The organism is Marinoscillum furvescens DSM 4134, assembly GCF_003386095.1.
GTDB classification, from domain to species: Bacteria; Bacteroidota; Bacteroidia; order Cytophagales; family Cyclobacteriaceae; genus Marinoscillum; species Marinoscillum furvescens.
In genome coordinates, this window is record NZ_QREG01000033.1 from 1 (window position 1) to 14,266 (window position 14,266).

14 protein-coding genes are annotated in these 14,266 nt (G+C 45.7%); 10 read left to right on the forward strand and 4 right to left on the reverse strand.

Features of this window, described 5'->3' with window-relative positions:
• Positions 1-106: 106 nt before the first annotated feature.
• Positions 107-640, forward strand: a complete 534-nt coding sequence (locus C7460_RS22115; RefSeq protein WP_147303057.1) for a hypothetical protein — start codon at positions 107-109, stop codon at positions 638-640.
• 620 nt (positions 641-1,260) lie between these two features.
• Here the strand turns inward: C7460_RS22115 and C7460_RS22120 are convergent.
• Positions 1,261-1,572: a hypothetical protein gene (locus C7460_RS22120; protein ID WP_115870330.1), complete on the reverse strand. Its 312-nt coding sequence runs from the start codon at positions 1,570-1,572 to the stop codon at positions 1,261-1,263.
• 57 nt (positions 1,573-1,629) lie between these two features.
• On the opposite strand from C7460_RS22120, the gene C7460_RS22125 reads away from it, so the two are divergent.
• The 9 genes from C7460_RS22125 to C7460_RS22170 all read left to right on the forward strand — a co-directional run bounded on the left by C7460_RS22125 (position 1,630) and on the right by C7460_RS22170 (position 10,305).
• Positions 1,630-3,183 (forward strand): M43 family zinc metalloprotease, encoded by a 1,554-nt coding sequence (locus C7460_RS22125; RefSeq protein WP_115870331.1) that lies wholly within the window; start codon positions 1,630-1,632, stop codon positions 3,181-3,183.
• A gap of 138 nt (positions 3,184-3,321) precedes the next feature.
• Positions 3,322-3,753, forward strand: a complete 432-nt coding sequence (locus C7460_RS22130; protein WP_147303058.1) for a lipocalin family protein — start codon at positions 3,322-3,324, stop codon at positions 3,751-3,753.
• 749 nt (positions 3,754-4,502) lie between these two features.
• Positions 4,503-6,647 carry a TonB-dependent receptor gene (locus C7460_RS22140; RefSeq protein ID WP_115870334.1) on the forward strand — a complete coding sequence of 715 codons (2,145 nt, stop codon included), beginning with the start codon at positions 4,503-4,505 and terminating at the stop codon, positions 6,645-6,647.
• Positions 6,648-6,678: 31 nt separating this feature from the next.
• Positions 6,679-7,110, forward strand: a complete 432-nt coding sequence (locus C7460_RS22145; RefSeq protein ID WP_115870335.1) for a DUF2141 domain-containing protein — start codon at positions 6,679-6,681, stop codon at positions 7,108-7,110.
• Positions 7,111-7,121: 11 nt separating this feature from the next.
• Positions 7,122-7,757 carry a hypothetical protein gene (locus C7460_RS22150; protein WP_115870336.1) on the forward strand — a complete coding sequence of 212 codons (636 nt, stop codon included), beginning with the start codon at positions 7,122-7,124 and terminating at the stop codon, positions 7,755-7,757.
• Complete coding sequence (locus C7460_RS22155) at positions 7,754-8,773, forward strand: sensor histidine kinase (RefSeq protein ID WP_115870337.1); 1,020 nt, start codon at positions 7,754-7,756, stop codon at positions 8,771-8,773. Before C7460_RS22150 ends, C7460_RS22155 begins: the two co-directional genes overlap by 4 nt.
• Entirely contained in the window at positions 8,773-9,507 is a 735-nt protein-coding gene (locus tag C7460_RS22160; protein ID WP_115870338.1) for a LytR/AlgR family response regulator transcription factor, read from the forward strand. Before C7460_RS22155 ends, C7460_RS22160 begins: the two co-directional genes overlap by 1 nt.
• Before the next feature lie 98 nt (positions 9,508-9,605).
• Positions 9,606-9,923 (forward strand): hypothetical protein, encoded by a 318-nt coding sequence (locus C7460_RS22165; protein WP_147303059.1) that lies wholly within the window; start codon positions 9,606-9,608, stop codon positions 9,921-9,923.
• A 112-nt stretch (positions 9,924-10,035) separates the two neighbouring features.
• The gene (locus tag C7460_RS22170; RefSeq protein WP_147303060.1) at positions 10,036-10,305 is read left to right on the forward strand and encodes a hypothetical protein; all 270 of its coding nucleotides are present in this window, start codon (positions 10,036-10,038) and stop codon (positions 10,303-10,305) included.
• Positions 10,306-10,877: 572 nt separating this feature from the next.
• Here C7460_RS22170 and C7460_RS22175 read toward each other — a convergent pair.
• The 3 genes from C7460_RS22175 to C7460_RS22185 form a co-directional block, all read right to left on the reverse strand.
• On the reverse strand, positions 10,878-11,888 hold the full coding sequence (locus tag C7460_RS22175) for an SMP-30/gluconolactonase/LRE family protein (RefSeq protein WP_115870341.1): 1,011 nt from the start codon (positions 11,886-11,888) through the stop codon (positions 10,878-10,880).
• Between the two features lie 154 nt (positions 11,889-12,042).
• A complete protein-coding gene (locus C7460_RS22180; protein WP_115870342.1) occupies positions 12,043-13,644 on the reverse strand; it encodes an ABC-F family ATP-binding cassette domain-containing protein in 1,602 nt (533 codons plus the stop codon).
• Between the two features lie 111 nt (positions 13,645-13,755).
• On the reverse strand, positions 13,756-14,040 hold the full coding sequence (locus C7460_RS22185; protein WP_221409607.1) for a hypothetical protein: 285 nt from the start codon (positions 14,038-14,040) through the stop codon (positions 13,756-13,758).
• Positions 14,041-14,266: the final 226 nt, after the last annotated feature.

Genomic DNA, 14,266 nt, shown 5'->3' on the forward strand with positions numbered 1-14,266 from the left:
GGGAAAACTTCATGCACGGTTTGATGAAGGGGGCGCTGGCAGTTCTATTTCGCTATATTTATAGCAACATGTAGGGCTGTCAGGCTCTACTCTACGATATAATTGCATGAGACTACTTTACATGCTTCTTGGACTTTTAATTTTTTCGTGCTCAACGAACAAATCATCTGAAAAAGCTAATGGAACTGATTCGCTCGAACATTCAGAGTCCAAAGCACTAACGTCATTCGATTCTACCGACACGAAAGCGCCTCAAATTGAATTAGGTAACGCATCAACATTTGACATGGGAACTGGTGCAATTCTATTTATATCGCCAGATTCGGCTGAAACTGCTCAAATGAAAGAAAAACTGGGTGACGATTTCTATGTTGTTGCAGATGACCAGAATTTTTACTTTTCACAGGCGGCAGATTTTCTAGATTCCAGATCAGTCAAATACGAATTCACCAACAAACGCTTCATAACACTAAAACTTAATCATAAGTGGAATCACACAGATCATCCGGTAACTGAAATAACAATTGATACTGATACTTTGGAGTACAAATGGATTACCATAATGCATGATGGTTACGACCCTCCAATTATTTCTGCCTATATCGACGTGCCAACAAACTTTGAGGAACTGGATGAATAAAAGATATCTAACATCCAAGGCTTCGTGTGGTCTGCAGGGCAGGGGAGCCTATTAACATGAAGCCTACGCGGCCCGACCTGCGCGGCCCGACCTTAGTTGAACGAATAGCTGTGTAGGGAGTGATATGGGGACCCTGGAACTCGGCCGGGATTGGAGGTGATTATGAATAGCAGAAGCATCTGAGGTCCTCCGCCCTTGTTGGAGTTGTCTCCAACAAGCGAGATGCGGTTAGGGGGTAGTAAGCTTTATTTCAGACCATCAAAGGTGAAGAGAGCTACGTTCTACACCCTGATTACCACCAAAAATCCACAGATCTACTCGATCCTGCATTAGCTGGGGCCTTCCGTCTATTAGCTGGAGGCTTCCGTCTATTGGTCGGAGGCTTCCGCCTGTGGTTTGGAGTTTTCCGCCTGCGGTTTGGAGTCTTCCGCCTGTGGTCTGGAGGCTTCCGCCCGTTGGTTGGAGGTTTCCGTCCGTGGTTTGGAGGTTTCCGCCTGTGGTTTGGAGGTTTCCGTCCGGGGTTTGGAGGCTTCCGCCTGTGGTCTGGAGGCTTCCGCCTATTGGTTGTGAGCTTCCGCCCGTTAGCTGGAGGCTTCCGTGCGTTGGTTGTAGGCTTCCGCCTATTGGTTGTGGGCTTCCGTGTATTGGTTGGAGACTTCCGCCTGAGGTTTGGAGGCTTCCGCCCGTGGTTTGGAGACTTCCGCGTGTGGGTTGGCGTCTTCCGTCCGAGGTTTGGCTTCTTCCGCCCGAGGTTTGGCTTCTTCCGTCCGAGGTTTGGGACCTTCCGTCTGTGGTTTGGCATCTTCCCTCCGAGGGTTGGACTCCACCGCCTGTGGTTTGGCTTCTTCCGCCTGTGGGCTGGAGCCTTCCGCCAAGGGTTTAGTCCTGCCCTGGCTTCTCAGTATAGGTATTTGCAATTGCTTAAAAACCATTATCTTCGAAGGGTGTAATAGGTTAAAATACACTAAGTGTGCTAAACACTTTTCGCCATGATCAACGCAAATATGAAACAGCTAATTTTATTCATTTTCACAATTTTAAACTTTAGTTTAACATTAAAAGCTCAAACTTGTGGTACACCAATACCTGCAAACCCAATTATTTATTCTGATGAGGCTAACGCCCGAACTGCGAATTCTACCTTCTGTATTGATATTTTCTTCCATATTGTACGGAATACCAACGGATCAAATGCATTTCCAACACCTAACTTAAATGCAATTGTTGACGAGTTAAATAATTTCTACAATGTTCACGGAATATTTATAAGGAATGCCGGATCGGACAATATTAACAACACTAGCTTTGTGATTCTTGATGCAAGAAATGGCTCATCCGAGGATGATAACCTCTTTGCTACACAAACTAGGTCAGATGCAATAAACTTCTACATAGTTGATAGGTTTGTACGTTCTCATTTAGTCGGAAAAGCACAAAACATTCCTTCAAATGCCCTAGTAATGCGTGATGAAGATGTAATTTCATCTATTTCAGCTCATGAACTAGGTCATTGCTTGAATTTATACCATACTTTCCAAGGAACTGATCCGAACACATCTGGCTGTGCAGAAGCTATTAATGGCTCAAACTGTAACTCATGCGGTGACTTAGTTTGCGATACTCCTGCAGACCAAAATACTGGCATTTTTGGAGGCTATTCACCTGACCTAACCAACATAATGTCCTATTACCTACCCGCTGACCATTTTACAACTGGTCAAGGATGGAGAATGCGCACAGCTATTTCTCGTGAGTCTGCTCTTAGCGGAATTACAGGAACAAGTTGTACAATTCCAAAATTGTCATCAATTGATCATCTCTGCAATTCAGGTACAAAAACCATCACTGTTTCTAATTTAGGTGCTAATACTACCACTTGGACGGTATCACCTTATGTTAGTATCGTATCCAGTAATAATTCAAGCATTACCGTCGAAGCAAGTAGCTCTTCGGCTCAAGGAAATGCCTTTGTTCGTGCTTCATTCAGTAACACTACATATAACCCCTCTGAAAGATTCTGGGTTGGTAAGCCAAAACTTTACGATCCAAGTATTTCAGGCTCCGGTAATGTGGGTTGCAACAGCATTTATATCTATGATTATTTGGGTTCTGTTGGAGGAGCTTCGTCTACCCGTTGGGTGGTTAGCCTTCAATTTGATAATATCAGCAGCGTAAATGATTATGAGCTATTTGTTGATCCCACTAATGGGGGTGATGGTTTTGTGACCCTTGTGGCTTCTAATGATTGCGGTGAGGATATGATTTGCAAACCTGTCTCTGTGACAGGCTGGTCTTGTGGTCCTGGCTATATTAATTTCCCGACTGAATACTCCTGTGGAGGGGGTGGAGGTTTTCCTTCTTTTGGTTTGAGGTCTCAATCCAATGATTTTACGATCTTCCCAAACCCTACTTCTGATGGAGAAACAACTGTACTCAGCACAAATCAAGAAACACTCTCTGAGAAACTTCAGGAGGATCGGTTTCAAGAAAAAATTCTGGCGAGATTAGAATTGATATCTACAGAGCTTCAGATCACATCATAGTATTCTCAGAAAGTTTTAAAAATGAGCAATTTAAAGTGAGTACCGACCACCTAGAAACAGGTACATATTATTATGTAATTGCACGAGGAGAAACCAAAGAAGTTAAAAGAATTATTGTTGAATAAAACTCATAACAAAATGAAAAATATGATATTATTATTAGCACTTTTAAGTCTTTTAGCTTGCTCAGAAGATGATAATAAAGTTGAACAAGAAACCTCGATATTTGGAACTTGGCAATTAGTAGAATCATATATTGTGGATGGAGTCGAAGGTAACTGGTTAGAAGTTGAAAATGGTTACAACTACCAAATAATGAGCAATGGGCTTTTCACATCTTCCAAATTCAATGAATGTGATAACGGAAATTATGAATTACGTGACGAAACTATAACTTTCAATTATAGTTGTGAAGGCTTTACTACTGGTATTGAAAATCCTCCAGGATCATTCGGTTATAAGTATTCAATTAAAAATTCTGTCCTTGAAATTCAACCGACATACATAGGATGTTTTGAAGGTTGTGGTTACAGGTTTAGAAAAATAGCAGAGATAAAAACAGAGGAATAAACTGTTTACAATAATCACTAAAATGAATATGCGAACTGAGTCATCTGAAAGGACATTGCGAAACAGAAACTTCAGTGCTTCTGTCAACTGGGGCGCATACTCATGTTAGTTGAGCGTTGCTCAATCTTTCAATCTAAAAATTTGCCAAAAACTAGAATCAACATGCCATTGATGCCTTGGGAAAAAATCAGTTGGAAATTGATGTTTACTGTTTTTCAGCTGCCTTCGTTTTACTCGTAATTGTAAAACTTATCTCCTCTATTTAATAAATTATGAACTTTGAATGCTTCCAAACGCAACTAGAGAACCAACTACAAACGAAGGTAAAATTCGACCTTCAAGAAGTTCTATACCAACCACAGTCCTTTGGTAACGGTCTTCTCGGATATCGGATTAACGGCAAATGTTACAGGTTAACTTATGACGGCAAAGAACGCGAGCTCAGAGTCGATTCGAGCGAACATCATGAAAAGTATTTCGGTGCGACATGGACTGAATTGCAAACTTTCGAGGGACTATCAAATGTTCAAGGTATAGCTGCACTTCTGACAAGCTAATCGACGAAACCAAAGGTAATACGTCATTTCATAAGGTACGATCATACCCAAAGAACTCCATCAACCCTGGCTTCTTACGCCCCACCCCAACCCTCCACCTACAATTCATCCGGACTATTCTACAGATCGGTAATTGAAAATTTCTAAACGGGGCAAAATCGTGGACTTTCGAATTGTAATAACACGAAAGCCATGAAGCCATTCCTAATCTTATCACTTTGCCTGATGCTCACCGCTGCTAAAGCGCAGCTGACGCTATCGGGCACCATCACTGACAAAAACAACGAGCCGCTCATCGGGGCCAATATCTACCTGCAAGACACCTATGATGGGGCCACTGCTGCGCTCGACGGTACTTTTCGCTTTGAAACCTACGAGCAGGGAAAGCAAGTGTTGGTAGCCAGCTTTATGGGGTATGAAACCCTGGAGCTGGAGCTTCACCTCACCGAAGACCAAATCCTAAACCTGGAGCTGACCGAGGCTTTTAACGCCATGGAGGCCGTGACCATCTCTGCGGGAGCTTTTGAGGCATCTGATAAGAAGAAAGTTACTGTCCTCAAAAGCCTGGACATAGCCACCACCGCCGGAGCCACTGCGGATATCACCGGAGCGCTCAACACGCTCCCCGGCACCCAAACGGTAGGGGAGTCTGGCAGACTGTTCGTGCGAGGTGGTACGGCCAACGAAACGCGCGTATTCGTGGACGGTATGGAGGCTGCCGGATACTATGACGCCCGGGCTTCCAACATGCCCACCAGGAGCCGTTTTTCACCTTTCCTTTTCAAAGGCACCTTTTTCAGCACCGGAGGCTATTCTGCAGAGTACGGCCAGGCCATGTCGTCAGCACTGATCCTCAATACGCTGGACGTAGCCCCTCAGAGCAAGCTGGAGCTTTCCTTTATGAGCCTCGGTGTGGATGCCGGCCTTACGAAAGTAGCAGAAGACAAGTCTATGTACCTTAAGGCATGCTACATCAACCTGGCGCCTTACAATGAGCTGATTAGCCAGCGGGTGAGCTGGGACCACAGTCCCGAAAGCTGGGATACCAACTTTGCGTACAAGCAAAAGCTAAGCAACGGCGGCCATGTGAAAGCACTCATGACGGGAAGCGGGGGGCACTCGGCATTTACCCGGCCGACGGTCACCACTCCATCGGGTGAAGAGGAGATCGACCTGAGAAACACCAACCTGTTTGCTACTACGCATGCGTCATTGCCCGTAGGAGAGGAAGATGCCCTGTTTGTGGGGATTTCGGGCTCCTACAATGTCAACGACCTGCACTACAATGGTGTCAACATCAACACCCCGACGGTACACGGACATGCCAAGGCGCGCTACACCGCCCAGTTTGGAGCGAAAACTTCACTCAATAGCGGTGTGGAGCTGAGCTACCAGCAATTCCATGAAACCGTGGAGGTGGATTCGTTTGATATGGCAAAGGATTTTGCCGCTTATGTTCCTGCGGCGTATAGCGAGTTGGATCATTATGTCTCTGAGCGCCTCATGGTGCGTGCCGGGCTGCGCTACAGCCACCATTCCCTACTGCAGACGCAGAGCCTGTCACCGAGGCTTTCGGTAGCCTACAAGCTCACGGAGCTTGCACAGGTGTCGCTGGCATCTGGGGTATTTCGTCAGGCACCGGAGTGGACGTATCTGAAGCATTCGCAAAAACTGGAAGAAGAGCAGGCCACGCATTACATCCTCAATTTTCAGCGCGCCGAAGGGCAGCAAATATTTCGCTCAGAAGTTTACCTGAAGTCTTATGACCAGCTCATCACATTTGAAGACGTGAGCAATCCACACTCCATCAAAAACAGTGGAAAGGGCTATGCTTATGGATTGGATCTTTTCTGGAGAGATCGAGGAGGGATCGAAAATCTGGACTACTGGGTGTCTTATTCATGGATGAAAAGTGAGCGCAAGTACCTGGATTTTGAAGATTGGGCCAGCCCGGGCTTCGCTTCAGCGCACAACCTGTCTGCGGTGATCAAGCGGTTTTTTCCAGCCATCAGAAGCCAAATGGGCATAACCTACTCCTTTACCTCGGGCAGACCTTACGAAAACCCGAATTTGGATGGATTTATGGAAAGCAAAACACCCGCCTACCATGACCTGAGCTTCAACATCGCCTACCTGCCTACTCCTAATGTGATCCTGTATGCATCCGCTACCAACCTGCTGGGAGCAGATCAGGTCTTCTCGTACCAGTACGGTCCTCAGCGAGATGAGCTGGGAAGGTATCCGGAAGAGGCCGTAAGGCTGCCAGCCAAACGCTTCATCTTCATTGGCTGCTTCATCACGCTGGGTGCAGCAGAAAATCAACTCGAAAAAATTTAACAATCAACAATCAAACTAAATACAGAAAACCATGAAAAAGCTAATCTTAACCTTCGCACTTGTTCTTCCATTGCTACTTTCGGCCCAAACGGGCAGCCTGACGGTAAAAGTCCACGGGATCACTGAGCACAAAGGAAACGTCATCATAAGCCTTTATGATAGCGAGTCTACATTCCTAAAAACACCTATTTACGAAAAGGCCGTGGCGGCCAGCGCCTCTAGCGTGGTGGTCGCGTTCGACGAGCTGCCCCAGGGCGATTACGCCATAGCGGTCGTCCATGATGCCAATACCAACGGTGAGCTGGACACACGGACTTTTGGCATACCCATGGAGGGCTATGGTTTCTCCAATGATGCTCCTGCCAAGTTTGGCCCAGCCAAATACGAGGAGGCGCTGTTTACCGTAGATGACTCCACAGAGCAAAACATCAACCTCATTCACATCAGATCATCCATCTTTTAATCTAATACATCATGAAAGCTTATATCACACTTATACTTCTATCTATCAGTACCGTCGGTTTTTCCCAGTCGGCATATGAAAAGGCAATCCTAAGAGGCAAAGCAATACTTGCGGACGCCAACACTACCGAAAAATTCCTGGAAGCCAGCAACTACTTTGAACGCATCGCCAATAAAGAGCAGGCGGAGTGGCTACCCAAATACTACCACTCGCTGAGTGTGCTGAGAGCTGCCATGCACACACAGGAAGCCAGTGAAAAGGCTGCCCTGATCGATAAGGCACAGACACTTGCAGAAGCTGCCCACCAGGTGGAGGTGCATGCCGAAGTGCTTGTTTTGGAGGGGTTTACACAAATGATGCGCCTGACGCTAGACCCTGCTACCTATGGGCAAACGCTGACGCCTGTCATCTTTGGGTTGTATGGAGAGGCTTTGGCCAAAGAGCCCGAAAACCCCCGAGCGCTGCTCATGCTCGGCCAGATGCAATACGGTACGGCTCAGTTTTTTGGAACCGGATATGAGGAGGCTTGCGGGTCAATTCAAAAGGCTTACGATATATTTGAGCAAACAGAACATGAAGAGGGCTATCTGCTGCCTACCTGGGGACAGGGTCAGGCCAAGGCTGCCCTGGCACGCTGTAGCCAATGAACAAGAAATCCGTACTCATTCGAGAATTAAAAGACACCCTGATCATGGCCTTGATCGGGGTGGTGTTTTCACTGATTGTCAACCCGATCACCTGGACCAACGTGATCATCACGGTCTGCATATGGGTAGCACTCAGCAAAGGCAATGGCTTGATTGTTCATCTGCTCAACCAGCGCATTAGCTGGGTAGATCAGCCCGTGCTGAGACTCATCATTGGGATGATCGCCATGCTGGTGTATACGGTAGTGGCTTTTGGGTTTATTTTGGCCATAGCCAACTGGTGGGTGGTAGGTACCAATCCGCTGGAGATGGCCTTGCGCCTCAGTATCAGTGAGTACATCATCGCGATCCTTATTACGCTTATCATCAGCATGTTTTTACACGGAAGGGATTTTTACCTCAATTGGAAAGAGGCGCTGTACCGCGAGGAACGCCTAAAAAGCGAAAGCCTAAAGTCTCGGTACGAATCGCTGAAAAACCAGGTGAACCCACATTTTTTGTTCAACTCACTCAATGTGCTCACCAGTCTGGTATATGAAGATCAGGAGCGCGCAGTGGAGTTTATCAGAAAGCTGTCATCAGTCTACCGCTACGTATTGGAGCACAAAGACGCTGAAATTGTTTCGCTCGAAGATGAGCTGGCCTTTCTGAAAAACTATGCCTACCTGCAGCACATTCGCTTTGGTGACAACTTCCAGCTCGACGTGACCGGTGAGGCATCTGGCTATGTGGCTCCGCTGGCCATTCAGCTTTTGGTGGAAAATGCCATCAAACACAATGTGGTTTCCGAGGCGAGACCCCTCAAAGTAGAGGTGACGCTCAGCGAAAAAGCTGTATGTGTTAAAAACAACATTCAGGAAAAACTCAGTAAAGACAGCACAGGTATAGGGCTCAGCAACCTCCAGGCGCGCTACCAGTACCTGTCGGACACTCCGGTTACCATCGAAAATGATGGAAAGCTGTTTGCCGTGACGGTTCCTGTTTTACAACACCAAACCCCTCAAAAGACTTTGTAATGAAATACGTGATACTGGAAGACGAGCGACTGGCAGCAGACCGGCTGATCAAGCTGGTAAAAGAAAAAGCTCCAGAACTGGAGCACCTCATTACGCTAGACAGTGTGGAGTCGGCCATCAAAGTACTTCCGTCCCTCACTTTTGATTTTCTGTTCTTGGACATTCAGCTCGCCGATGGGCTGAGTTTTGAAATTCTGGATCAGGTCACTATCACGGCCCCCATCATATTTACCACGGCCTATGATGAGTATGCGCTCAGGGCTTTTCAGGCCAATAGCATCGATTACTTACTTAAGCCGATTGTGCCTGATGAGCTAGAGCGAGCCCTGAACAAGCTCTCCGTGCGGCCTGCTCAGGAGGAAGACATTCACCAGCTGCTTAAGACGCTAAAACCTCAGGGTAAGGAACAGTTTGTAGTGAAAGTAGGGGACCGGCTGAAAACAGTAAAGACCAAAGACACTGCACTCATTTACAGTTACAACAAGGGCACATTCGTATTCGCCGAGGGGAGGAGCTACCCCGTGGATTACACGATGGATAAGGTAGAAGAACTGCTCGACCCGCAGGTGTTTTTTCGGATCAGCCGAAAATTTATTATTCATGTAGATCACGCCAGCGACATGTTGTCTTTCACTAATTCAAGAATAATTATAAAGGTTCCGGGCTTTGATTTGGAGCAGGTAGTGGTGGCCCGGGAGCGCGTGGGTTTTTTCAAAAAATGGCTGGATAGATAAAGCGTACACTTAACGTGCAAAAGCTCCGGTTCAACGAGATTCACCAGGTAAGCGCGTAGAGGGCTTTAATCTTGTGGCAAATCACTGAACTATCAATTATGCCATCTAACATTGCCAAATCCACTCTAAGAGTCTACACAAGCGGGTCTACTTTTGAGTGGGTGAGTTATGAGAAATCTTCAGGTCAAATGCAATTGTGCTATAAGAACGGAGGATACGCCAATCGGGTTAAAACTCACCTCAATATCTCACCGATCACCTTTCTCAAAATTCTTAAGGTAACACGAATAAAGTCGGCTGCATTTTCATTGATCAAAGCACAATTACTCGGTGATGACGCGAACGAATTTGTTCCTAAAAGCTCCGTGTTTGCTTCAGAGGATGATGAGGCCTTTCTTTTGACTAAAGCAGGATAGGTTCCATTCTATCTTTTAAATGACGGATTCGTCTATGCAAATGGTGTGTTCACCGATAAGTGTTATAAAAACAAAGATGGTATGCCTACATTACCTGCAAACAGAAGCTAACGTGACTTTCGATATAAATACCCAACACATCGGAACGCTCCGAATTCAAACCAATTCGTCATTGATAGAATGGATGGAGTACCACCCCCAGTCGCTTAAGTTAGAGGTGCATTACAAAAGAGGTCCTCGCAAGCATACCACGCGTACCTATCGGGACATTTCAATGGGGATGTTTATGAGTCTTCTAAGTGGACCTTCACTTGGTAAAGCACTCCTCAAAATGCTGCATCAAAAGGAAAAATCTTACAACAGCCTGATTGAAGAAAATTAATCGGTCAGCGCTATGCGCATGAGGTGCTTATGAGCTGTCATATAGAGGTGGTTTTCGTCATTACTTTCGCATTAGGCCAGTCATCTTGATTGTTTTATCATAGAGATTATTCCTTCTGATCTTTTTGACTTATGAAGATGATATTTATCTACTATTAATCAGTTCCGAGCTAGAGAAATACCCTACTTTTCCATTGATGAAAAGTAGGCAAAAATCTAGGGCTGTATTCATTTCTTAACGTGATTTCATATTCCAAGGCGGGAAATAAAAAAACTCAACAATGAAGTAATAGGAATTTAATTTGGCTTTGTGAGCTGATAATGTAGTGATACATGAATTAGCAAATTTCTGTGATGATGCTTCATTGTCTCAAACAGTTTTTATTTCTATTCCGCCATGCAATACGAAATCTCTAAAATGAATAATGCCCACATCAACGCTTAATATTCTTCTGATTATAATCAGCCTAGACATTCACTGGATCAGTCACTGACAGAGAAAAAACCTCCAAAAGGCTATAAACTTACATTTTAATAGATATCTTTTATGAAGTGCGGAAGGCAGGAAGAAAGTTAATCGATCAGCGCTATGCGCATGAGGTGCTTATGAGCTGTCATATAGAGGTATTTCTCCTCACTATCAAAGGCACAATTTGCCGTGGCAAAACCAGTCATAATGGTGCCGAGGTGTTCACCTTCTGGAGATAGGACCAGCACGCCTCCCGGGCCTGTAGCAAATAGGTTTCCACTTGAGTGTACCTTCATTCCATCAGGAAGACCTTTTCTCTCTTTACCAAGAGCAGTCACATCCAGAAGCATTTTGCCATTCGTTACCTGCTGATTTTCATCCAGCTGATAAGCATAGTACCTGGCGGCCTCAGGATCCGACACGGCTATATACAGCGTTTCTTCATCTGGAGACAATGCGATACCGTTTGGCCGGGTGAGTGAGTCTATCAGTAGTTCTACGTTTCCATCCGCGTCCAGTCGGTATACACCGAAATGCCCCAGATCTGACTCAGAGGGGTCGTTTAGGCCATAAGGAGGGTCAGTGAAAAAATAGGAGCCCTTTGAGCTAATCGCTACATCATTAGGACTGTTGAATGATTGCTCCTTATAGGTGCTGGCGAGCGTGAGAAATTCGGGCTCTGGCTGAGTAAGTGGGCTGGCCATCAGCGCTAGCTGACGGTTGCCATGTTGGCATAGTACCAAATTGCCATCCGGGTCCAGTGCCAGTCCATTGGATCCCGGTTCTTTGGATTGTGTCTCGCTTCCGGTATAGCCTGACGGTGTCAGGTACACTGACAGACTATCGTTGGAGGGGTTCCATTGATAGATTTTGTTTTCAGGTACGTCTGAAAAGATGAGTTTTTGTTGGCTTTCCAGCCAGAGAGGTCCTTCGCTCCAGGTAAAGCCACTGGCCAGAACCTCCACTTGCGCATTTGGTGCAATAAACTGCTCAAAAGTGGGTGAAAGCGACTCTATTTTCCAATCTATGGATTCGTCTGTGGAGGCATCATCGGATTCGCTACTGCATGCTGTCAGCAAAAGGCAGGAAACTAAGGTTAGGCTGAGAGTTTTCATGGTGATCTTTGTGTGCGAGCAAGATAATAAAAGGTTGTAGTTCAAGGCAACTGAAATAGGGATTGTAGACCAATAGGCCGAATTCTCCGATGGGCATAAAAAAAACGGGTATCGATTATTGATCACCCGTTTTCGGTTTGAAAGAAATGTCTGTTTAAGATACCAGTGCTGCACGTTTGGCTTCCAGGTAGTCATCATAGGTACCTAGCTTATCTATCACCTCATTAGGGCCCAGTTCAATAATCCGATCCGCAATGGTTTGCGTAAAGGTGTGGTCATGCGAGGTAAAGAGGAGCGTCCCGGGAAAATCTTTCAAAGCGTTGTTGAGTGCAGTGATCGACTCCAGATCCAGGTGGTTGGTAGGGTCGTCCAGCACCATTACATTGGCACCTTGTAGCATCATGCGGCTGAGCATGCAGCGGACCTTTTCACCTCCAGAGAGTACATTGCACTTTTTGAGCGTTTCCTGACCGCTAAAGAGCATTTTTCCAAGAAATCCGCGTATGTAAACTTCATCTTTTTCGCCGGGAGAAAACTCTCGCAACCAGTCGATCAGGTTCTCATCACCCTGAAAATACTCCGAGTTTTCATTGGGCAGGTAAGCCGTGGTGATCGTTTGCCCAAATTTGAAGGTGCCAGCGTCTGCTTCTGCCTCACCCATCAAAATCTTGAAAAGAGTGGTAATAGCCAGACTGTTGTCTCCCACAAAGGCGATTTTTTCACCTCGGTTGACAAACAGGTCAAAATCTTGAAATAATGGAGTACCATCAATTGACTTGGATAGCCCTTTGATCTCCAATATCTGATCTCCCGCTTCTCGGTTTTGATTGAAAATGATCGCTGGGTATTTCCTGTTAGAAGGCTGTATTTCGTCCAGGTTGATTTTATCCAGAAGTTTCTTTCGGGAAGTTGCTTGCTTGGATTTAGAGGCATTGGCGCTAAATCGAGCAATAAATTCTTGTAGTTCCTTCTTCTTTTCTTCTGCCTTTTTGTTGGCTGATGCTCGCTGTTGCAGCGCTAGCTGGCTAGATTCATACCAGAAGGTGTAGTTTCCGGTAAACACCTTGATGGCACCAAAGTCTACATCCGCAATGTGCGTACACACTGTATCCAGAAAGTGACGATCGTGAGATACCACGATGACGGTATTCTTAAAATCGAGGAGGTAGTTTTCCAGCCATTCGATCGTTTTCAGGTCCAGGTCGTTGGTAGGCTCATCCAGGATCAGGATGTCGGGGTTGCCAAAGAGTGCCTGTGCTAGTAGAACGCGTACCTTTTGCTGGTTGGTGAGGTCTTTCATCACCTTGAAGTGATCTGCCTCCACTATACCCAGACCACTCAGTAGGGCTGCAGCGTCAGATTCAGCATTCCAGCCATCCATTTCTGCAAACTGTGCTTCCAGCTCCGAAGCCCGGTTGCCGTCTTCTTCCGAAAAATCAGCCTTGGCATAGATGGCCTCTTTTTCTTTCATGATTTTCCAGAGCTGCTCGTGGCCCATCATTACCGTATCCAGTACCACACACTCATCATATTCAAAGTGGTTTTGCTTCAGTACGGCCATTCTTTTTCCCTGGTCTATCTGTACGTTGCCAGAGTTGGGAGTGATTTCCCCTGAGAGGATTTTCAGAAAAGTGGATTTTCCAGCTCCGTTGGCACCTATGATGCCGTAGCAGTTGCCTGCCGTGAATTTGACATTTACTTCATCAAATAAAACACGCTTGCCAAATTGAAGGGAGACGTTTTGTGTAGAAATCATTTGCTTGAATGCGTTTTGGAGGCGCAAAATTAAGCTTTTTAGTCGCCAAAACCCAGATAGTATTAGATCATTTTAGTCAAAGCGCTGATTTCCATGCCATAGAGAATACGGTCATTGGTTGTACAACAAAACAGGAGCATTTTGTTTGCAGGCTACACCACTAGGTTGCTGTGTGAGTGAGCAGTCGGACCCTATTTTATTTTGCTCGTTATAGGATTTGTGAGCCTCATTATAGTTTGCCACCATGGCAAAAAGTTTACTGGTATCTACTGACACATGATAGGCAAAATATTCTGCAGGGCCACCACAGGGTTTGGAGCCCAGCGGGTAGGGCTGCCAGTCCGTGTCATCTGTGCAGGGACGGCTTTGGGCCAAAGTTAAGATATCAGCTTTCATTTGGTTTAGGTCGTCTACAGATACCTCCTTCGAAATTTCTTCTTGCTCACACGCAAAAAAACAGAACATCATTAGGGGCATTGTGGTTAACAAGTTTAATTTCATGGTGTCATCGTGTTTGCTTGTTAAGACACACCATGAATGAAGATCGTTGGGTAGTTTTCAATGATTTTTTGGTATAAAAACCAAGCCTAAACAAAAAGAAACCAAGAACTTACTAATTTCC

What these genes read in the sequence shown, in the direction of transcription:
- C7460_RS22115 (WP_147303057.1), top strand. Translation starts at nt 107, where the DNA reads ATGAGACTACTTTACATGCTTCTTGGACTTTTAATTTTTTCGTGCTCA.
- C7460_RS22120 (WP_115870330.1), bottom strand. Translation starts at nt 1,572, where the DNA reads ATGGTTTTTAAGCAATTGCAAATACCTATACTGAGAAGCCAGGGCAGG.
- C7460_RS22125 (WP_115870331.1), top strand. Translation starts at nt 1,630, where the DNA reads ATGATCAACGCAAATATGAAACAGCTAATTTTATTCATTTTCACAATT.
- C7460_RS22130 (WP_147303058.1), top strand. Translation starts at nt 3,322, where the DNA reads ATGAAAAATATGATATTATTATTAGCACTTTTAAGTCTTTTAGCTTGC.
- C7460_RS22140 (WP_115870334.1), top strand. Translation starts at nt 4,503, where the DNA reads ATGAAGCCATTCCTAATCTTATCACTTTGCCTGATGCTCACCGCTGCT.
- C7460_RS22145 (WP_115870335.1), top strand. Translation starts at nt 6,679, where the DNA reads ATGAAAAAGCTAATCTTAACCTTCGCACTTGTTCTTCCATTGCTACTT.
- C7460_RS22150 (WP_115870336.1), top strand. Translation starts at nt 7,122, where the DNA reads ATGAAAGCTTATATCACACTTATACTTCTATCTATCAGTACCGTCGGT.
- C7460_RS22155 (WP_115870337.1), top strand. Translation starts at nt 7,754, where the DNA reads ATGAACAAGAAATCCGTACTCATTCGAGAATTAAAAGACACCCTGATC.
- C7460_RS22160 (WP_115870338.1), top strand. Translation starts at nt 8,773, where the DNA reads ATGAAATACGTGATACTGGAAGACGAGCGACTGGCAGCAGACCGGCTG.
- C7460_RS22165 (WP_147303059.1), top strand. Translation starts at nt 9,606, where the DNA reads ATGCCATCTAACATTGCCAAATCCACTCTAAGAGTCTACACAAGCGGG.
- C7460_RS22175 (WP_115870341.1), bottom strand. Translation starts at nt 11,888, where the DNA reads ATGAAAACTCTCAGCCTAACCTTAGTTTCCTGCCTTTTGCTGACAGCA.
- C7460_RS22180 (WP_115870342.1), bottom strand. Translation starts at nt 13,644, where the DNA reads ATGATTTCTACACAAAACGTCTCCCTTCAATTTGGCAAGCGTGTTTTA.
- C7460_RS22185 (WP_221409607.1), bottom strand. Translation starts at nt 14,040, where the DNA reads ATGAAAGCTGATATCTTAACTTTGGCCCAAAGCCGTCCCTGCACAGAT.